Genomic DNA, 20,291 nt, shown 5'->3' with positions numbered 1-20,291 from the left:
TTTAATGCCTAATTTTTATATGACTTAGATAAATTACAATATTTTATAAGTAATACTGACCGGGACTATATGCAAAAACGGGGGAGTAAATTATTACTCCCCCGTTTTTATTTAGCGTACAGATTATTTAAGATCGAATCTGTCTGCGTTCATTACTTTTACCCATGCGTTTACAAAGTCATGTACAAAGCGCTCTTTGTTGTCGTCTTGTGCATAAAACTCAGCAAGTGCGCGCAATATAGAGTTTGATCCAAATACTAAATCAACGCGTGTTGCAGTCCATTTAGTAGTGCCACTTTTACGGTCTACTATATTGTATAAACCTTTTTGAGTTGGCTCCCAACGGTTTGACATGTCAGTTAAGTTTACAAAGAAGTCGTTGGTTAATGAGCCTACGCTATTTGTAAATACGCCGTGTTCGCTGCCAGCATAGTTAGTACCTAGTACTCGCATCCCACCAATAAGTACCGACATTTCTGGTGCACTTAATCCCATTAATTGGCTGCGCTCTAGTAATAACTCTTCCGCTGACACTGCGTAATCTTTTTTCAGCCAGTTTCTAAAACCATCGTGTATTGGTTCTAGTACATCAAACGATTCTGCATCAGTCATTTCGTCTGTTGCATCTCCACGTCCTGGAGCAAACGGCACGTTTACATCAACACCGGCTTGTTTTGCAGCTTGTTCTACGGCTGCTGTACCACCTAAAACAATTAAGTCGGCGATGCTAACAGGTTTACTCAAGCCAGCCTGCACTTTTTCAAGCGCACTAAGTACTGATGTTAAACGTTCTGGCTCATTACCTTGCCAATCTTTTTGCGGTGCTAAACGAATGCGTGCACCATTTGCGCCGCCACGTTTATCAGAACCACGATAAGTACGTGCGCTATCCCAAGCTGTATTTATTAAATCAGCGGCACTAACACCACAATTTAATAATGTTGTTTTTAGATTGCTAATTTCGTCGTCTGTTAATGTGTAATCAACGGTTGGAATTGGATCTTGCCAAATTAAGTCTTCGCTTGGTACGTCAGCACCTAAGTAACATGATTTAGGGCCTAAATCGCGGTGAGTTAGTTTAAACCAGGCACGTGCAAACACGTCTGAAAAGTAGTCAAAGTCGTTATAAAAACGCTCAATAATTTTACGGTACGTTGGGTCCACTTTCATGGCCATATCAGCATCTGTCATCATTGGGTTCAAACGAATTGATGAATCTTCTACATCGACGGGCTTGTCTTCTTCTTTAATATTAATAGGCTCCCACTGATGAGCACCTGCAGGGCTTTTAGTGAGTTCCCATTCGTAGGTTAATAAAAGCTTACAGTATTCGTTATCCCATTGTGTTGGGTGCGTAGTCCATGCGCCCTCTACACCTGATGTAACTGTATCGCGGCCAATACCACGGGTTGTAGTGTTATTCCAACCAAGGCCTTGCTCGTGTACGTCAGCAGCTTCTGGCTCTGGGCCTAAGTTTTCTGCTTTGCCATTACCATGTGCTTTACCTACTGTGTGCCCGCCTACCGTTAATGCAGCGGTTTCTTCGTCATCCATTGCCATACGCGCAAAAGTTTCGCGAATTTGGGCCGCTGTTTTAAGCGGATCAGGTATACCATTTACACCTTCAGGGTTTACATAAATTAAGCCCATTTGTACTGCGGCTAATGGGTTTTCCATGGTGTCTGGTTTATCTACACTTTCGTAACGACCGTCACTTGGCGCTAACCATTCTTTTTCAGCTCCCCAGTAAACGTCTTTTTCAGGATGCCAAATATCTTCTCGGCCGCCGGCAAAACCAAAGGTTTTTAAACCCATTGATTCGTATGCCATGTTGCCCGCTAAAATAATTAAGTCGGCCCATGAAAGCTTGTTACCGTATTTTTTCTTTATTGGCCAAAGTAAACGGCGCGCTTTGTCGAGGTTACCGTTGTCTGGCCATGAATTTAGTGGCGCAAAACGTTGATTACCTGTACCACCGCCCCCTCTACCATCGGCCAAACGGTATGAACCCGCTGAGTGCCATGCTAAACGAATCATTAAACCGCCGTAATGTCCCCAATCGGCTGGCCACCAATCTTGGCTATCGGTCATTAAGCTTTTTACGTCTGTTTTTAGCGCGTCAAGATCGATTGATTTAAATGCTTCAGCGTAATTAAAGTCGCTATTGTATGGATTTGATTTGGTGTCGTGCTGATGAAGAATGTCTAAGTTTAGGGCATTTGGCCACCAATCAGTATTGGGATTAGACGTTTTAGTATTACTGCCGTGCATGACCGGACATTGGCCTGCTTTAGGGTTGCTCATTCTGGAATCCTTATAATAGAAAAGTAAAATACTTAATCAATCAGTATTGTTGTTTATGTATTTATAACTTTTTAAAAAGTAACGGTTATTTTTATTTAATCGGCTTACTTATTATTTAGTGTGCCTGCCTAAACACTTACGTATCCTTAATATAGGCGCATAAATTATGCTACGCCAGCCTCAACATACTATTTAAAACGATTGCTCCAATTTATATTTTTGATTGGCCTTTTGCTAATACAATAGCTTTGTAATTACATTCAAAATAATAGTAAAAATAAATCTGATGACGCTCGTGTAAGGTATTACGTAAGATAAAAAAAAATTAGTGAATTAACCTTAACCTTTTTACTAGACCTGTGATCGAATTGAAAAATTTCGGCGTAATGGTATGTGAAGGGTTTGAAAGTGGCTTTAATTTATTTGAAGCGCACATTGGAATACCCCCCTTCACCATGAAATTGTAGTTATATAGTTATAATTATAAAGGTGCATTACTTAAGCCCAATGCACCTTTACTTTATAAACCGAATACTTTGAGTATTCTTATATTTTTAACTAATTGAATTGAATTAAGTATTTGTTCATAAAGATTCAGTTAGTATGAAGTTGTTCTCCTGTGAACCCCTACGACATATTGTTGTTTTAAGCAGTTTTTGCCAGCTCATATTGAGCTGGTTTTTTTTGCCTATTTTTTCTTAAAACCAACTAAGTATTAGCAAAATGCTCATGCTTTAACCTGTTATTGCTAAGCTCACTAGGCTAAAAAATTCTTACAACTATTACTCCTATCTAAATTAGGTCAATTTTAATCCTGAAAAGTCAACGCGCCCTAGTGCCATTCAGCCCTGCATGTTAAAGTTATTACAGTAATTAATTTAATTAGGCGTACCGATGCGTTATTACCTATCTACACTTTTTGTTTGTTTAACTTTTTTTTCGGGCATAGTAAATTCTGCTGAACAAAAACCAGCAGCCCCTACAGCACAACAAGAGCAACAAGCCCTCAAACAACTTAAAGAGTCTATGTTTAAACCGCTAATGGAGCGCTACATACTCGACGAGCTAAAAGCCGTAAGGCAAGATCAACAAAAACTCCGTGAGGATGTAACTAAGCAAGTTACTCATGCACAGCTTGATACTGCAGATCGCGCATTAACATACACTACCGATACTATTAATAATGTATTTTTTATAATTACCGCTACGGCTTCTATTTTGGTTTTAGTGGGCTGGAACTCACTACGCGATGTTAAAAACAAAGTAGAAGATATTGTAAATACACGTGTAAGTGTAATTACTGACGAGTATGAAGACCGATTAAAAATTCTTGAAGAAAAACTACGCGTACGCTCAGAAGAAATACTCAGTAACCAAGAGCGCATATCAGTTACCAACGAGGTTCATTCGTTATGGATGCGCGCCAATTTAGAAAGTGATTTTGCTAATAAAATTGAAATATTTGATGAGATTTTAAAACGCAAACCAGAGGATGTTGAAGCCATTGCTTATAAGGCCGATGCGTTATTAGAAATAAATGAAACAGCACAAGCCATTGAGTTGTGTAATCAAGCCATTGATATAGATAGTGTCTATGGTTATGCCTATTGGCAACGAGCATGTGCTTATGCGCTAACACATAAGCATGCTGATGCATTAGCCGACATTAAAATGGCACTTGAATACTCTCCAAATTTACGTAATGAGCTATTACATGAGAGCGCATTTGCAAGCTTACATGACAACGACAGCTTTAATACGATAGTAGCTGGTGAAGTTGTTTAAGCACTCAGTATTTGGCCTGTATGATTAGGCGCAACATCATAAAAAAGGGCCTTGGCCCTTTTTTTGTTTTTAAAGGTTATGTTTGTTGGGTAATACCAACCTGCATAAATTTTTGATCAATTTAACGAATTAAATTGCACTATAACGTCGTTAAAAATTTTTTATTTAGAACACTAGATACAAAAATTTTTGCCTAGTTCTAGCTTAATTTTCTTAACGTTAAATAGACCCCATATATAAGCAGATTGGTATAATTAGAAGCTTTACTGCGCTCTACAAACTCTGCTCTACCGTAGAGTTAAGACCTAAAGTGATTAATTCACAAAGAGGTTTAGAGACGCTGCGCTTTTAGAGAAGAGCTTAGAAGTTAAAATAATCAGAAGTTGTGCTTCTAACATGAGCAACAAGTCATACTCTAAACTTGGTATAAACACTGCTATTCGCGCAAGTTACAAGCTTTTAAAGCAACGCTTGTACTTTTATAATGCCGAGTCAGCATTGGTTTTGCTCTTCTCATTTGCTCCTCTTTTTCTTCTCTGCGTGCATATTGTTTTTTAGGGCTGTTATACACAAATAGGTTTAGAGATGCTGCGCTTTTAGAGAAGAGCTTAGAAGTTAAAATAATAAAAACAATCAGAAACTGTGCTTCTAACATGAGCAACAAGTCATACTCTAAACTTGGTATAAACACTGCTATTCGCGCAGGTTACAAGCATTTAAAGCAACGCTTGTACTTTTATAATGCCGAGTCAGCATTGGTTTTGCTCTTCTCATTTGCTCCTCTTTTTCTTCTCTGCGTGCATATTTTTTTTAGGGCTGTTATACACAAATAGGTTTAGAGATGCTGCGCTTTTAGAGTAGTTAGCTTAAGTAATTAGAAGCTGTGCTTCGCGCGCGAGCAAGCTTAGCGCCTACCTGAGAAACTTACACTCAGCAGTTTAATTTACCTGTAGACGCGCTGCTTGCAGGCGTTTAAAAACGCAGTTTTTAGATGGTTGAATTAATACCAACCCGCAATAATACTTAATCATTTTTAGGGGCTAAACGTGTCGCTACCTGCGTTAAAAAAATCTCATTTAGAACAACTAAATAGCGAATTTTTTGCCTAGCTATCAACACGTTTTTCCATCCTCAAAATAGATCACTTAATTAAGCGAATTGGTATAAGTAATTAGAAGCTGCTACCCATTTTCTTCAGGCATAAAAAAAGCCGCATAAAATGCGGCTTTGGAGGTTTAGTCTCACTTCACTTTGGGCGTGTCTCCAAAACTTAGTGAATACGTTACCAAGGAACTGTTATGTGTTATTTAAGCTATTGACTCTAATGCAATTTTAACCATTTCGTTAAACGTGCTTTGACGCTCATCAGCAGGTGTTGCTTCGCCAGTGATTACGTGGTCACTTACTGTAAATAATGCCATTGCGTTTGCGCCGTATTCAGCTGCAACGCCGTATAAGCCTGCTGTTTCCATATCTACTGCTAGCATGCCTAACTTGTCTAAGTCTTTATAGAACGAATCATCTGCTTGATAGAATGTGTCTGTCGTAAATACGTTACCTACTTTTGCTTTAATTCCTAGCTCTTTAGCAGCGTTTACGCCGTTTAAAAGTAGGTCAAAGTTAGCAATAGCAGCAAAATCGTAGCCACGTACGCGTGCACGGTTTACGTTTGAATCTGTGCTTGCACCTTGTGCAAAAATTACGTCACGAATTTTGATATCTGTGCCAATACCGCCACACGTACCAATACGTATAATATTTTTAACGCCAAAGCTTACAATTAGCTCACGTGCATAAATAGACATTGATGGAATGCCCATGCCTGAACCCATGATACTTACTGGCTTACCTTTGTAAGTACCAGTGAAACCGTACATGTTACGAACGCCTGTAACTTGTACTGCATCATCTAAAAAGTTTTCAGCAATATATTGCGCACGTAGCGGATCGCCTGGCATTAATACTGTTTCGGCGAAATCACCAACGTTTGCACTGATATGCGGAGTACTCATTAATTGTTTTCCTTTTTATTTGGCGTTTTTAGCTCATTTAAAAAGCTGTCGCCGTAATCAAGCGCAGATAAGCTAAACCACTGTGCCAGTGTTTGACCTATATCTGCAAAGCTGTTGCGTTCACCTAATGGTGTGTTACTCATACCTGGTTGGTATGCAATAACAGGTACGTATTCACGAGTGTGCTCAGAACCTGGAAAGGTTGGGTCACAGCCATGATCTGCAGTGATCATTAATACGTCATCTGCTTTTAACTGATTTAGTATAGTTGGTAAATAGTCATCAAATTCTTTTAATGCTTTTGCGTATCCTACTGGATTACGACGATGACCAAATTTTTCATCAAAATCAACTAGGTTAGTAAAGATTAAGCTACGATCTGGCGCGCTTTCCATTACTTCGCTGGTTTTTTCTAGCAAGTTCATAAGTCCAGGTGCTTTATGCTTTTGGGTTATGCCCTGATGCGCGTAAATATCTGAAATTTTACCAATACTAATTACTTCGCCGCCGTCTTTTGCTAGTACATCTAGCAATGTTGGTGCAGGCGGAAGTACTGAATAGTCACGACGATTACCCGTTCGAGCAAAGTCTTGGCTATTTGAACCCAAAAATGGCCGCGCAATCACTCGTCCTATATTCATTTCATCAAGTAGCGCCCGTGCGATTTCGCAAACTTGATAAAGCTTCTCTAGGCCGAATGACTCTTCATGCGCGGCTATTTGAAACACGCTATCAGCTGAGGTGTAACAGATTGGTTTACCTGTTTTTACGTGCTCTTCACCTAGCTGTTCTAAAATGGTAGTTCCTGATGCATGGCAATTGCCTAAAATACCAGGAATACCTGTACGAGCAATAAACTCGTCTATAAATTCTTGTGGGAAACTTGGCTGTGTTTTTGGGAAATATCCCCAATCAAATAACACCGGTACGCCTGCCATTTCCCAATGACCTGATGGCGTGTCTTTTCCGCTAGAGATTTCTTTAGCGTAACCCCATGCACCTTGAGGAGCTTGGCGGTCTGAAATTAAACACGGTTCGCCACCGGCAGCTTCGCATGCATCCACTAACCCAAGTTTTGATAGGTTAGGAAGCGACAGCGCACTGCCTGTTTCGTCGTAATATGCTTTTAGTAAGTGAGCGAATGTATTAGCCCCAAGATCGCCGAATTTATCTGCATCTGGTGCTGCACCGATTCCTAGGCTATCTGCCATTAAAATAATTGCTCTTGCCATTTTGACCTCACTTTGATTCTAGGTGGTTACTTTATCCGCTGATCGAATTTTCCGTACAGGACAAAAGTCCTGTTTCATAAAACCTAAACATTATAAATTTGCACCCTTGAGCGAAGCAAAAGAGATTAATCGTGTCTTTTTTGCTATTGTGATCTACCAACAATATATCTTTCTGTGTGGATGAGAACTTTAGTGACACGAACTACTATTATAGCCATTGCAGGCGCATCAGCGTCGGGCAAATCTCTTTTTAGCCAAACAATTTACAATGAATTGGTTAATGAGCTTGAACCAGGCGCTATCGCCATTATTGAAGAAGATGCTTATTACAAGGATCAGTCGCATTTGCCGATGGCTCATCGTACGCAAACAAATTACGACCATCCAGATGCATTTGAACACGCATTAATGCTTGAGCATTTAACGCAACTTCGTTGTGGTAACTCAGTAGAAGTACCAACGTATGATTATGCACAGCACACGCGTAGCGCAACCACACGCCGAGTGCCAGCTGCTAAAATACTGATTGTTGAAGGTATTTTACTATTGAGTGATAAAGCGCTTAATAAAGAATTTGATATTAAGGTGTTTATAGACACACCTTTAGATATTTGTTTAATGCGTCGTATGCAACGTGATATGGAGCAACGAGGCAGAACATTACAATCTGTTGTTGAGCAATATCAGGCAACTGTTAGACCGATGTTTTATCAATTCATTGAGCCTTCTAAGCATAATGCTGATTTAGTTGTGACTCGAGGCGGCATGAACCGCGTTGCGATTGATATAATAAAAAGTAAAATTAAATATTTACTACAAGAATAACAACGGGAAACATTTGTATGACAACATTTATGAGCTTAGTAGGCATGTGTGTGCTACTAAGCATTGCCTTTGCTGCGTCAACTAATCGCAAGGCAATTAATTTAAGAACCGTTGGTATAGCATTTGCGATGCAAATTGTTATAGGCGGTTTTGTTCTGTTTTTCGAAGCAGGAAAAAATGTGTTAACTAGCATGTCATCAGCCGTCTCGTCGGTTATTGGTTATGCTAATGATGGTATTGGGTTTTTATTTGGTCCACTCGCCTCGCAAGACACATTAGGTTTTATTTTTGCAATTCAAGTTTTGCCAGTTATCGTGTTTTTCTCAGCGCTTGTTGCTGTGTTATATCACCTTGGCATTATGGATTGGATAATTAGGATTTTAGGCGGCGGTTTACAAAAATTATTGAAGACCTCTCGCACAGAATCGCTTTCAGCAACTGCAAATATTTTTGTAGGCCAAACTGAAGCACCGTTAATAGTTAAGCCATTTATAGCAACGATGACAAAATCGGAATTGTTTGCAGTAATGGTAGGTGGCTTAGCCACTGTAGCAGGCTCTGTAATGGCCGGTTACGTAATTATTGGCGTAGATCTTAAGTATCTTATTGCTGCGAGCTTTATGGCTGCACCAGGTGGTTTCTTAATGGCCAAGATGATTGTGCCAGAAACTGAAACGCCTAGAGATAACTTAGCTGATTTAGATTTAGATGACGAAGATAAACCTGTAAATGTAATTGATGCAGCTGCATCAGGTGCTGCAAACGGTATGCATTTAGCACTTAATGTAGGTGCAATGTTACTTGCTTTTGTAGCGCTAATTGCATTATTAAACGGTTTATTAGGCGGTATTGGCGGGTGGTTTGATTACCCAACATTAACGCTTCAAGAAATATTAGGTTATGTATTTGCTCCAGTTGCATGGTTACTAGGTGTGCCATGGGATGAAGCGATTATAGCCGGCAGCTTTATTGGTCAAAAGATAGTAGTAAACGAGTTTGTTGCTTACTTAGACTTTATAAATTATCGCGATACGTTAAGCGCGCACACACAAGCAATCGTTACTTTTGCTTTATGTGGGTTTGCTAACTTATCATCGATAGCCATTTTACTAGGTGGGTTAGGCGGTATGGCGCCTAGTCGGCGGAAGGATATCGCACGCTTAGGGCTCAGAGCAGTGTTAGCAGGATCTATGGCTAACCTTATGAGCGCAGCAATTGCTGGGTTTTTCCTCTCGCTAGCTTAGAAACTTATTGAGATGAACACCGGTGTTGCAAAACAAGAGGATAGCGCTTTAAGGGGTTAAAGCTCTATCTGACTTGAACGATACTTCACCAAGGGCCGCAAGGCCCTTTTATCGTTTTAGGCCTTAATTTTTAGCCTCAACTACTTCAAACCCCAAGCCACTTATCTATCTAGCCCCCTTTATAGTTATACATAACTCAAATAAACCAATATCTTAGTAACAAGTTCACATAAATAATTTTTGTGTTTTTCATATTTTCAGCCACACTTATTATTACTTAAGCTAACCGAATGACGATTCGCTATTGTGAAATATATTCTTTATTCTCTTTTTTTAATTTGCTCTGTGTATGTTCAAGCAAAGGAAGCCCTGCTTGTTGTTACAGAGTTAGCACCACCAAACCAAGTATTGATTAATGGCGAGGTAGCAGGTGAAGGTACTCAGTTTATTAGAGATATATTTGCTGAGGCTGATCTCACACCTAACATTCAAATGTATCCTTGGGCACGTGCTTATAAAATTGCAGATGAGTTAAAAAACACCTTTATATACAGCCTTGCACGCACTGTAGAGCGAGAAAATAAATTTTATTGGATTGGACCAGTTGGACGATTTGAGCTGGGCTTTATCGGCCTATCAGAGCGTGATGATCTTATTATAAATAATACTGAACAAGCAAAAGTGTATAAAATTGCAATGCAACGCAATGACTTTTCAACACAAACCCTCACGAAACTTGGATTTGAAGTTGTTTTAACCTCTGATATTCAAAAATCATACTCTTTACTATTAGCTAAAAAAGTAGATTTAATAGTAGACGATCCATTATATATGCAGCAGATGAGCGACTATTTAAAGCTTGAACCAGCACACTTAAAGTTTATTTATAAAATAGATGAGCTAACAATTGATGCTTATTTAGCTGCGAATAAAAAAACAGATATGCATTTAATAGAAGCACTGCAAGCTGCATTTTTAAAAATAAAGCAAAATAAAGGGCTGCCTTATGAAAGATAAATCATTGAAGGTAAGTATGCTTATAGGCGGCAAAATCATCTTTCATTTTTAACTTTTTATATTCTTTGTTAAATCGCTTTATGACACGCACAACTACTTACTTATTAAATGCGATGCAATTGCTAGCAAGCGCACAAAGATATAATTTTTACAGCCTTTCAGCACCTTCCCCACTTTATAGTCAAAGGTTCCAGCTGATGCATTATTGTCATTATGAGCCCAAAATTAGATCTATTTTTCTTTTTAAAAACAAATCCATATATTGTTTTCGCCTCCAAACATTAGTAAGTTTTTACCCGCTTTAAAACCAATTTTATATACGCCTAGAACTGAATTTTTTTTCGGCTTAAAATTTAGATCACATACTTAATGGAATTGGTATAACTTGCTTATTAGCTTTGAGCTTATAAAAGAAGGTTTTACTAGATGCTAGCGGCTGACCCCAATTAAATAGAGGGTCACGTTCGATGTTTTTAATTATTGAAACAATGCCAAAGTAAGGGGCTTTTAAACTAAGTTATAAGCACGCTTCCAAAGTAGCAATTTAAACTCGCAGGTTATATCAATAGCTGTGCAAATACCTTTTACAATATTGAGAGTACTACTAACAAGCTGATCTTTGTCGTTTTGAATTTGTTGTTTTGAAATTATAAGGGAGAAATGTTCGGTATAAATTACAAGCTTAAACTCACTTGCATTAGCGCAATGACTTAGAAGAATAGAAAAACGAATATTAGGAGGGCTAAATAATAGCAATATCATTTAGTTAATTTACATTGATAATGGGCGTTGCTTGGTTTGAGTCAAATTTCAGACACAAAAAAAGCGCCTTAAGCGCTTTTTTTTCATTTTACTTAAAAAGTAAAATTATACAGCTGTGATGTTATCAGCTTGTGGACCTTTTTGACCTTGTGAAAGAGTAAACTCTACACGTTGGCCTTCAGCTAAAGTTTTGAAACCTTCGCTTTTGATTGCTGAGAAATGTGCGAAAACGTCTGGGCCATTTTCTTGCTCGATGAAACCAAAACCTTTAGACTCGTTAAACCACTTAACTGTACCTGATACGATGTTAGACATTGTAATATCCTGAAATAAAAATAAAAATATGCTCATAAGAGCGGGTGTAGCAAAAAATGAGATGGTACTTTAAAAACTTCAGGACGGTACTACAAGTATTACTTATATCGAAATGGAGATTTATAGCTTACATGCTTTCTTTCTAGCTGCGGCCCACTATATAGAGTTTAAATAATATGTCAAGTACCTATCTATAATCAGAATGATAAACAACCAAAACAGCTATCATTGGTTATTAAAATTCAAATTCTAATGCGAGCCTAAAACTATGGTTTTTTTCTGATTGGCTTATCTCAGTGATGAAACCCGCTTCCCATTTTAATTGCTTTTGCCCATCAAAGCGCTGTAAACCTATAAAGCCAGGCCCTATACCAATAAAGTCTTCACCTAGGTAAACCTCTATAGAAGGCTGGAAAGCAGAGCGATATCGATAGCGATATTGTGCTCTAAACTCACTTTCCCATTCGTTTTTAATGTCTTGCCCCCACTCATAAACCAAAAAAGCATTTAGCGTAAGACTTGTTTTTCCAAATTCTTTTTCGATCACAAAACCCGAGGTTGCCTCATACACATCTTCGTTATGTTTTTTTTCAAGCTCAAATAACGCGCCCCAATCAGCCCATAATTTACCTTGTTCAATTAATTGCCAACGTAGCTCAAGCTCATAAGCTTCTAATCCAAAATCGCCGTTATCGTCTCGCTCACCAACTAAATAGCCTTCGAGTGCCATTGTATCGTTAATAGCACCGCCACCACCCAAACGCTGCGCTAGTATGTTGCCACTATCAGTTTGATGCGACACTAATCGCCACTCAAATTCACGCTCAAAAGGCAAAACATAGGGGTGATATACCTTATCAACAACAATACCGTCAGCATTCGCTTGGGTTGGAAGTAACAACACACAAAAAACGGTAAAACTAAGCGCGAAATATAGGTTGAGTGCTTTCATACACGTTCCTTAGTTATTGAAGCCGGAATAACATAACAAAGTAATAAAAATAACACGCTGCTTGTACTATATATAAGTACACTCATTAAATCAGGAGTGGCCTCGTAACCAACAAGCGCACGCAGTACGCGCCCTAGTTCAGAATTTTCACTTAGCACATCACGTAAATCCCACACTGTTGAGGTGTTTGTAATTAAATCTATTTGGCTTGCCAAATCCAGTGCAACTAATAACTTAGCCGCGCTGTTAAAAGCAAGCAAAGTAAAAAGCGGATACATACCAAAGCTGTACTTAATTGTATTCATTAAAAAGTACAGCAATACGCTAAAACTTAAGCAAATTCCACTGCCTAATAAAGTGCCAATAAATAAGCTTTGCCCTGCATCACTATTTTGCCAAAAACTGGTGAGGTAAATAATATAATGGCTTAAATACAATGTTACTGTACTGATAACTGCGATATAAAATGCCGCTGACTTTTGCTTTAGTGCAAATACCAACACAGCAATAAATATAGTAATACATAGCCCTATTTGTGAGTACTCTAACCCTTGGTGTTCAAACCACTGGCTCACCCATGATGCGCTTTGCATGTACAAAAACGACATTACCGCGCCAATTAACACAGCAGAGCATATTCGCAAAGAGCTCTGTTTTTTAAATACTTGTAATAGCACTAATAAAATAGCCACAGGTAGTAATTGATTAAGGCTCATGACTAAACTAGTTATTAACATGCTGAGCCTCTTCATCGCCAACTATTACAACGCCCCTTGCTGTATTTGGCGAAAACTCACCAAAAAACTCGTAATGCCCTTTACTTAGCGGTCCTATATAAATAATGCTTTTACGGTTTGGGTAGAGTACTTTTTCTCTGTTTAGATCAAAGCTATCAAACTCTTCTGGTGTGCTGTCTTGGTTTTCTATTAATAGTTTTACTTTTTTATTCACGGGAATTGTAATTTGTGAGGGATAGAACAAGTGATCTTTTAAAATAATAAGGTACTCTTTACTCACCGCGTTAAACGATAAAAACAGTAAACAACAAAGGCATTGATTGAATAAACGTTTAGTCACTTTTTACTCCTGTAAAAGTAACCTTAACGGTTAGTCCACCTAAACGACTATTCGCTAAATGAATCTTTGCGTCATAAATAGCAATTATGTGTTGAACAATCGCCATACCTAAACCGGCACCTTGCTCGCCTGATGGATGCTGATCGCCCCCTACGCGATAAAAGCGATTAAATATTCGGTCTTTTTGCTCTTCAGTCATGCCTGTACCAGAATCATCTATTTGCCAACTATAGTCATTATTACTTGATGCTAATTTAATTATAATTTGACCGTTACTAGGTGTGTATTTAATCGCATTACTGAGCAAGTTAGCGATGAGTGTGGTTAATGTAAACTCATCACCATTAATTACAAAATCATCACCTTCGAGGCTAATCGTTTGGTTTTTTTCGTCTATTTTATCGTATTGCTCCGATACAACTTGCTGAGTAATCGCTAGCAATGACTGCTCGCTAAACTGCTTTTGCCACTGTTCTGGCTGAGTGCGCCCTAAAATTAGCATTTGTTCAACAATATTACTTAAGCGATTAATGCCTTGTGACATTGCTTGTAATTCTTGATTATTTTGCGAGTTACTTTGCTTATTAGCTAAATTATGTACATTAATTTTTAAGCTACTGAGCGGGGTACGTAATTCGTGAGCTGCATCTGAGGCAAAAAAGCGCTCTCGTAAGTAAGCGGTTTCTACGCGTTTAAATAAGTCGTTTAAACGATTAATAACCGGTTTAATTTCTTCGTCGGTTACTTGCCAGTTAATTGGCGTAAAATCGTTTGCTTGGCGAGAAGCCAACTGCCTAGATAGTCGGGTAAGAGGGGCTAATGCGTATTTAACAAAAAAGCTTATAAAAATAGCAAGCAGGGGAACTGCCCATAACATAGGTAACATTGCCGATAAAATAACGGCTTCAGCTAATTCAAACCGCTTTGCTATAGGTTCAGCAATGATGACTTTACGAGTATTTTTGCTCATTACAAACACTCGCATACGCTGCCCTGCTAAATTTGCAGTTTGAAAGCCCTCGCTAAAACTAATTTGGTTATTTGTTAAACTAGATGAACCACTAAGTAAATGATTATTTTGCCAAATTTGATACAATAACTGAGCACTATTATTACTTACTTGCGCTGCATTTGTGGTTAGTGCCAATGGTTGTTCAATTAAAACGCCAGCCACTATTTTAAGCTCATTATCAAGCAAGTTTTCGCCGTGGTGCATGCTTTTTTGATAGCCTTTTACTAATGCTAAAAAACAAGTAAGCACCATCATTGAAAGTAAAATTAAGGTCAGACGTTTACGAATAGACATTTTCAACCTCGAAAAACAAACACACTCTAACGCTTACCAACCACGTAGCCAATGCCACGTAAGGTTTTAATAAAATCGCTAGGGAATTTTTTACGAAGATGATGAATATGCACCTCTATGGCATTAGAGCCAACTTCTTCACCCCATTGGTAAAGTTTGTTTTCGAGTTGTTGTTTTGATTGCACCCTTCCCTGATTTTCCATCAGCGCTTTTAAAAGCATGTACTCTTTTCGTGGTAGCGTAAGTGATTGCCCACTTAGTGTAACTGTATGAGCAGAAGTATCCATTACTACATCACTACAACGCAATAAGCTTGATTGCGTTTGGTTAATGCGCCGACTTGCTACACGTAAACGGGCAAATAACTCAGCGGGGTCAAACGGCTTTGCAAGGTAATCGTCTGCTCCCATATCAAGCCCTTGGACTTTGTCGTCAATACTGCCGCGAGCAGTTAAAATAACCACCGGAATAACTTTTTTTTGCGATTTAATATGCTTTAAAACTTGCGAACCATCGCCATCAGGTAATCCTAAATCGAGAATAACAAGCTCAATTTCACCACTAGAAAGGCACTCTAAGGCGTGCTTTACTGTACCACTATGCTCTACGCTGTAGCCCTCTTGACGCAAAGAGCGAATAAGCCCTTGCGCCACTAAATGATCGTCCTCAACGAGTAATAAATGCATTATGTGTTTATCTTTTTAGTTTTTTATCTACTTTTACCAATAGCTGGCTTATTGCTTGTTGACGATATTTATCTGCTTTTGCACGAGTATCACGAATGCCCGCGGCTTGTGCTACAAGTAGTCGTGCTTTAGCTTGTTTATAATCGCCTTCGTCATACAAATATTCACCGTATAAGTAATTAGTATCAATGCCTTCGAGATTAAAAGCGAGCGCTTGTTTAAATAATTTTTCAGCTTTGTCGTCATCACCAAAACCAATTGGCCAACCAGGTACTTTACTGTAAAGCGTTGCAAGGCTTGCGTAAGCTGACCCATTTAATGCAGTACCATCTATTGAGAGTGCATTTTCAAGTGACACTTTTGCCTCTTTTGCCAAACCAAGTGCACCCAAGCCCCCTTTTGCACCTGCAAAGCTAGCTAACACAATGCCATTCCAAATATGTGTTTGTGCTGAGCTTGGGTAGTTTTTAACAAATAACGCGCTTTGCTCACTTAGTTGCGTAAACGCGTCTATTTGCGCATCGTCTTCAAGTTCGTAGTTGGCAATTGCCCACTTTTGTTGAATTGAGGTTAAGTCTTGCGCTTCATCTGCCTGTACTGCGGTCGTAAATACAGCCGTTAATATTAAATATAATGCGAGTGTAAATTTATACATAATTTTGCCCTTGTGTGTGTTTGTTAACTTAAAAAGCGTTTGATTTTAGGAAGTTGTTTTGCAATAGCGTTATCAACAACGCTTGGGAATGCGCCATTTATGCGTGCAAATAATTTTTCAGGAAAACCAATAAAGCGCCTTGTTTGGTTCGAACTTATAAGTGCTAATAACTCTTGAGCAACTAATTCTGGCGAGTCCATTTTATTACCGAGCTCTTTATTCATTGCCCGCGCTTTACTGCTATTAATAGAGGTATCTGTTGCTCTTGGTGCTAAATAGGTCACTTTAACGCCTGAACCATTCAACTCACGCGATAACGCTTCTGTAAAACCACGTAAACCAAATTTACTGGCGCAATAAAGTGTTTGAAACGGGTAACCAATACTGCCAAACGATGATCCCACGTTAACAATGGTGCCTTTGGTATATTGTAACTGCCCTAAAAATAGTTGGCATAATTTAATAGGTACCGACAAATTAGTAGTCAGCATATTATCTATTTGCTCATTACTTGTGTGCTCAAGGCTTTGCATCGTATTTACGCCAGCGTTATTAATAAGTAATTTAACGCCACCGAGTTGCTTGGCTTTTATGGCTAAGTTAATGCGTGTTGTATCGTCGGTTAAATCGCCAGTAAATGTTTCACTGTCTGGGCATTCACGGCTCAGTTTTTCAAGAGCTTGCGTATTACGCCCTACAAGCAGTAACGTCCACCCTTTTGCATATAGGGCTTTAGCAATTGCTTGCCCTATTCCGCCTGTTGCACCAGTTAGCACACATAAAGAGCTGCTCATGCCGATTTGCCTTGTGCACTTGCTTTAAAAAACGGTTCATCATCGAGTCCACGAAATATATCGCCGTATAAACGATAAAAGCGCTTTGCACCATGAAGTATGGCTTCTTGATCCGCCTCATCTGTTATTTGGTTCATCAGGTTTTCAAAAAACTTTACATGCTCTATATCAAGTGCGCCGTGAGAGGTTAAATAACTAAATGCTTTTTTAGGTAAGCCCACAGCATTAGCAATGTTTGAAGCCGCGCCATCAGCAAGCGCTATCGAAGTACCTTCAAGTACATGCACCATGCCAAAAAAGCTCAATGGATTTTTACGTGCAATGGAGTCGTACGCATACGACACCATCATCTCGGTAGCAAATTGTGGCTGACTGCACCGCACTGCTTCTTTATTAAAACCACAGGCTGCAATATCGTTAAGTATCCACTCTTGATGGCCTATTTCTTCTTCAATGTATTCTGCGACCGCTTCGCGCAGCCATTCTTGATCGTCAGTTAATCGTGCACCAACTGACATCATTAATGGCACGGTGTGCTTAACATGGTGATACGCTTGTGCTAAAAACGAGGCGTATTCTTCAAGTGATGCTTCGCCTTTAAAAACACGCTGAATAATAGGTGCTGCAAGCAGATAGTTTTGCTCTTGTTTAGTTTGCTCTTTAAGGGTGTTAAAAAAATCACTCATTAATTACTTCTCCAAGTCGGTAAAATTGCTCAAACACAGCATGATACTGCTTACTTATGGCATCTCGTTTTGGGCGATTATTTGTGGTTAATAATCCTTGTTGCACACTTAATGGGGCAGTTAAACGATGCCATTTTTGAATTCGTGCATAGTCGGGTAGTTGTTTATTAATTGCGTTAATGTATTGCGCTAACGCTGGGTTACTTAGCTTTGAATCGGCATAAATAATGGCGGTTAAAAAAGGTCGACCTTCACCAAACACAACCGCTTGTAAAATACCGCTTTGACTTAGTAATAGTGATTCAGGCCACTCGGCACTAATGTTGCGCCCCATACTGGTAATAATTAGGTTTTTTAAGCGGCCTTTAATAAATAAGGTATTTTGATGCTGATCGACCAGATCGCCGGTTGCATACCACTGGTTTTTGTCGTGAGGTTGATGATTTAAGTAACCTAAAAACAAATCGCCTTTTATAAAAAGCTGGCCATTTTCAATTTTGGTTTGAATATGAGGTAACACAGAGCCTGCACTGTGAAGGTTATCGTTTGTGGGCGTATTTAAACTAACTACAGATGCCGCCTCAGAAAGTCCATAACCTTGGTACACCGGTAAGTTTAAGCTACGCGCTTTAACTATTAGCATTTCGCTGACAAGCGCACCACCTACTGCAATAAACTGTAACGAACTAGGCGGTTGCCACCCTTGCTCTGCAAAAGCGACTAAGCATGCTAATAGTTCAGGCACTAAAATAAGCGTATTTGGCTTAACTTTATCAATAGCAGCTATAAGCTGTGCGGGCTGTTTTAATGTAGTTCCAACAAAGCCTAATTCATTTAATGGCATTAAATGTACTGTACCGCCACTTTTTAAAGGGGCATACACACCGGCTATATTTTCAAGCAATACAGCAAGCGGCAATAAACATAAATGAACAGGGTTTTTAATATTAATTTTATCGCACAGCGATTGCGCTACCTGCATTTGGCTCTTTGTAGATAAACACACGCCTTTTGGTTGCCCAGTCGATCCTGATGTAAACGTTACTTTTTGAGTTTCTGGAAAATAACTGACGGGTTTAGCTGCAACAATTTCGTAAATATATAATGTGTAACACTCAAATAAATTGATTGATGCGGTCGGCTCCCCAAATAAAGGGTTTAGCGTGTCGCTCATAAATACATTAGCGCCGCATTGCGCTAGTACATATTGAGTTTGTTGTTCACTAAAAAAGTGAGCAATTGGCACAGCCACTTTATTAGAAACCGCAGTAGCGGCATCAATAACAAGCCAAGCTGGCGTATTATCGAGCTTATAAGCGACACATTTGCCGTTAAAGCTTTGTAGTATTTTTACTACTTTTTGTATTTGCTGGTTAAACTCATCACCGTTAATTTCACGTGTTAGATCTTTATTATGGGCAATAATTAATGGCGATACTGAATGAGTATTATAGTAGTTCATACATTCACCAATGCGTTTACCAAAGAATTGATATTTGAGTGGTTTTGCTGCATCAAACTATAAAGCATTGGGGTATTTAATACTTGTTGGTGAGCTTGCTCTAGGCTCACAATGCATACTGTTGGTTGGTTGGCGTAATAGCTGCCCCACTTTAATGGGTTCTCAACTACAAAACTGCTCGCAAGTGCAATTTCGGTACACGTAACACCAAGTAAGCGCAATAAAGCACGCACTTTGTTGGTTGCACAAAACACTAAATGTTTTGCCCCCACACTTTGCAGAGCTTCGTTAACAATAATAAAATGTGCAAGTGTTGCTCTTCGATTTGTAGAGCAGAGATTACCAAGTTCAAAAATTTTATTGCGAGAAATACTTTCATCTAAAAAATCTTCAACGGGTGATGCTAAATATTGCTCAATAAACAATGGCGAAGTTGCTTGCCTTAGCCCTAACGTGCACTTTCCTTGCTCGGTAACGTATTGGCAAAGTAGTGGCATAAAAGAAGTAAGCTTAGCGTTATACGCAACTAAAAAACCTTCTTTCACTGTATTTTCGAGATTTTTTCGATGCACATCATCAATACGAGCACTAATAAACTGACTGTTATTTTGTGTTAAATCTAATGATGTAGAAGTGTGGGCTAATTGCATAAGCTCGCTCATTTAAACCTGTTTATATTTCAGGGTTTAAACTTAACGAGTGAAACTTAAAGAAAACTTAAGAAATTTAATTTAAATGAAAAAGCGTCTTAAGTATTAAATCGCGAGGGCCTAGGCAAGCTAAATAGATCAGAATTCAACTAACTAACAAATTGCTATAACAAAACTTCTTTTTTAAATTAAACTTAGGTTAATTATTACCCTAGGGCCTATTTATCTTTCGAGGTTAAATTTGCAGCAGCATGTTTGGTTTTTAGGCAAGGCAGAGCCTATGTAGTGTGGTTATTCCCCATTAATGGGCGATAACGCAGCATAAATACCAAACATGCGCTGCCCTCTGGGTTCTTTCTAGGGACGATTAACTCTTTGTTGCCTGCATGGATGTAGGTAAGGGGCGTGAGCAGGACGCGGAAGCTTTGCTCGGTTTTTACTTATTCTTACATGGATGTAAGCCAGTAGGGTAACGCAGGAGCAGTTACCGAGCCCACTAGGTTACAAACCTCGCGCCGCGATTAAAT

At 38.9% G+C, this 20,291-nt stretch carries 19 protein-coding genes; 4 read left to right on the top strand and 15 right to left on the bottom strand.

Annotation, left to right across the window (positions count from 1 at the left end):
• Positions 1-123: 123 nt before the first annotated feature.
• Positions 124-2,304: a catalase/peroxidase HPI gene (gene katG / locus I6F45_RS06120; RefSeq protein WP_165728797.1), complete on the bottom strand. Its 2,181-nt coding sequence runs from the start codon at positions 2,302-2,304 to the stop codon at positions 124-126.
• An 894-nt stretch (positions 2,305-3,198) separates the two neighbouring features.
• Between katG and I6F45_RS06115 the strand changes: the two genes are divergently transcribed.
• Positions 3,199-4,089, top strand: a complete 891-nt coding sequence (locus I6F45_RS06115) for a tetratricopeptide repeat protein (protein WP_007583526.1) — start codon at positions 3,199-3,201, stop codon at positions 4,087-4,089.
• Between the two features lie 436 nt (positions 4,090-4,525).
• Here I6F45_RS06115 and I6F45_RS06110 read toward each other — a convergent pair whose 3' ends face one another.
• The 3 genes from I6F45_RS06110 to I6F45_RS06100 all read right to left on the bottom strand — a co-directional run bounded on the left by I6F45_RS06110 (position 4,526) and on the right by I6F45_RS06100 (position 7,333).
• Positions 4,526-4,744 carry a hypothetical protein gene (locus tag I6F45_RS06110; protein WP_165722933.1) on the bottom strand — a complete coding sequence of 73 codons (219 nt, stop codon included), beginning with the start codon at positions 4,742-4,744 and terminating at the stop codon, positions 4,526-4,528.
• A 652-nt stretch (positions 4,745-5,396) separates the two neighbouring features.
• Positions 5,397-6,101 (bottom strand): purine-nucleoside phosphorylase, encoded by a 705-nt coding sequence (gene deoD / locus I6F45_RS06105; RefSeq protein ID WP_002959109.1) that lies wholly within the window; start codon positions 6,099-6,101, stop codon positions 5,397-5,399.
• Positions 6,101-7,333, bottom strand: coding sequence for a phosphopentomutase (locus I6F45_RS06100; RefSeq protein WP_010555228.1), 1,233 nt, complete (start codon positions 7,331-7,333; stop codon positions 6,101-6,103). The genes deoD and I6F45_RS06100 overlap by 1 nt, the downstream gene beginning before the upstream one ends.
• 192 nt (positions 7,334-7,525) lie before the next feature.
• On the opposite strand from I6F45_RS06100, the gene udk reads away from it, so the two are divergent.
• From udk to I6F45_RS06085, 3 genes are all read left to right on the top strand, one after another.
• Entirely contained in the window at positions 7,526-8,158 is a 633-nt protein-coding gene (gene udk / locus I6F45_RS06095) for a uridine kinase (RefSeq protein ID WP_007583533.1), read from the top strand.
• 17 nt (positions 8,159-8,175) lie between these two features.
• Positions 8,176-9,402, top strand: coding sequence for a NupC/NupG family nucleoside CNT transporter (locus I6F45_RS06090; protein WP_007583535.1), 1,227 nt, complete (start codon positions 8,176-8,178; stop codon positions 9,400-9,402).
• Positions 9,403-9,708: 306 nt separating this feature from the next.
• Positions 9,709-10,419, top strand: coding sequence for a substrate-binding periplasmic protein (locus tag I6F45_RS06085; RefSeq protein ID WP_197141692.1), 711 nt, complete (start codon positions 9,709-9,711; stop codon positions 10,417-10,419).
• Between the two features lie 867 nt (positions 10,420-11,286).
• Here I6F45_RS06085 and I6F45_RS06080 read toward each other — a convergent pair.
• The 11 genes from I6F45_RS06080 to I6F45_RS06030 form a co-directional block, all read right to left on the bottom strand.
• On the bottom strand, positions 11,287-11,496 hold the full coding sequence (locus I6F45_RS06080; RefSeq protein WP_002959120.1) for a cold-shock protein: 210 nt from the start codon (positions 11,494-11,496) through the stop codon (positions 11,287-11,289).
• A 235-nt stretch (positions 11,497-11,731) separates the two neighbouring features.
• Positions 11,732-12,448 carry a hypothetical protein gene (locus I6F45_RS06075; protein ID WP_197119033.1) on the bottom strand — a complete coding sequence of 239 codons (717 nt, stop codon included), beginning with the start codon at positions 12,446-12,448 and terminating at the stop codon, positions 11,732-11,734.
• Positions 12,445-13,185, bottom strand: coding sequence for an iron transporter (locus I6F45_RS06070; RefSeq protein WP_197159959.1), 741 nt, complete (start codon positions 13,183-13,185; stop codon positions 12,445-12,447). The genes I6F45_RS06075 and I6F45_RS06070 overlap by 4 nt, the downstream gene beginning before the upstream one ends.
• Entirely contained in the window at positions 13,172-13,525 is a 354-nt protein-coding gene (locus I6F45_RS06065; protein WP_197159957.1) for a cupredoxin domain-containing protein, read from the bottom strand. The genes I6F45_RS06070 and I6F45_RS06065 overlap by 14 nt, the downstream gene beginning before the upstream one ends.
• Positions 13,518-14,831 (bottom strand): ATP-binding protein, encoded by a 1,314-nt coding sequence (locus I6F45_RS06060; protein ID WP_197159955.1) that lies wholly within the window; start codon positions 14,829-14,831, stop codon positions 13,518-13,520. Before I6F45_RS06060 ends, I6F45_RS06065 begins: the two co-directional genes overlap by 8 nt.
• Positions 14,832-14,857: 26 nt before the next feature.
• Complete coding sequence (locus I6F45_RS06055; RefSeq protein ID WP_197159953.1) at positions 14,858-15,517, bottom strand: response regulator; 660 nt, start codon at positions 15,515-15,517, stop codon at positions 14,858-14,860.
• A 7-nt stretch (positions 15,518-15,524) separates the two neighbouring features.
• Positions 15,525-16,172, bottom strand: a complete 648-nt coding sequence (locus I6F45_RS06050) for a hypothetical protein (RefSeq protein WP_197159951.1) — start codon at positions 16,170-16,172, stop codon at positions 15,525-15,527.
• A 23-nt stretch (positions 16,173-16,195) separates the two neighbouring features.
• Positions 16,196-16,966 (bottom strand): SDR family oxidoreductase, encoded by a 771-nt coding sequence (locus I6F45_RS06045; protein WP_165740509.1) that lies wholly within the window; start codon positions 16,964-16,966, stop codon positions 16,196-16,198.
• A complete protein-coding gene (locus I6F45_RS06040) occupies positions 16,963-17,652 on the bottom strand; it encodes a TenA family transcriptional regulator (protein WP_165740508.1) in 690 nt (229 codons plus the stop codon). The genes I6F45_RS06045 and I6F45_RS06040 overlap by 4 nt, the downstream gene beginning before the upstream one ends.
• Entirely contained in the window at positions 17,645-19,114 is a 1,470-nt protein-coding gene (locus I6F45_RS06035) for an AMP-binding protein (protein WP_165728807.1), read from the bottom strand. The genes I6F45_RS06040 and I6F45_RS06035 overlap by 8 nt, the downstream gene beginning before the upstream one ends.
• Positions 19,111-19,764: a thermostable hemolysin gene (locus I6F45_RS06030; protein ID WP_033026818.1), complete on the bottom strand. Its 654-nt coding sequence runs from the start codon at positions 19,762-19,764 to the stop codon at positions 19,111-19,113. Before I6F45_RS06030 ends, I6F45_RS06035 begins: the two co-directional genes overlap by 4 nt.
• Positions 19,765-20,291 lie beyond the last annotated feature (527 nt).

Source organism: Pseudoalteromonas sp. SWYJZ19, from assembly GCF_015864375.1.
Taxonomy (GTDB): domain Bacteria; phylum Pseudomonadota; class Gammaproteobacteria; order Enterobacterales; family Alteromonadaceae; genus Pseudoalteromonas; species Pseudoalteromonas arctica.
This window is presented reverse-complemented; position numbering and strand designations above follow the sequence as displayed.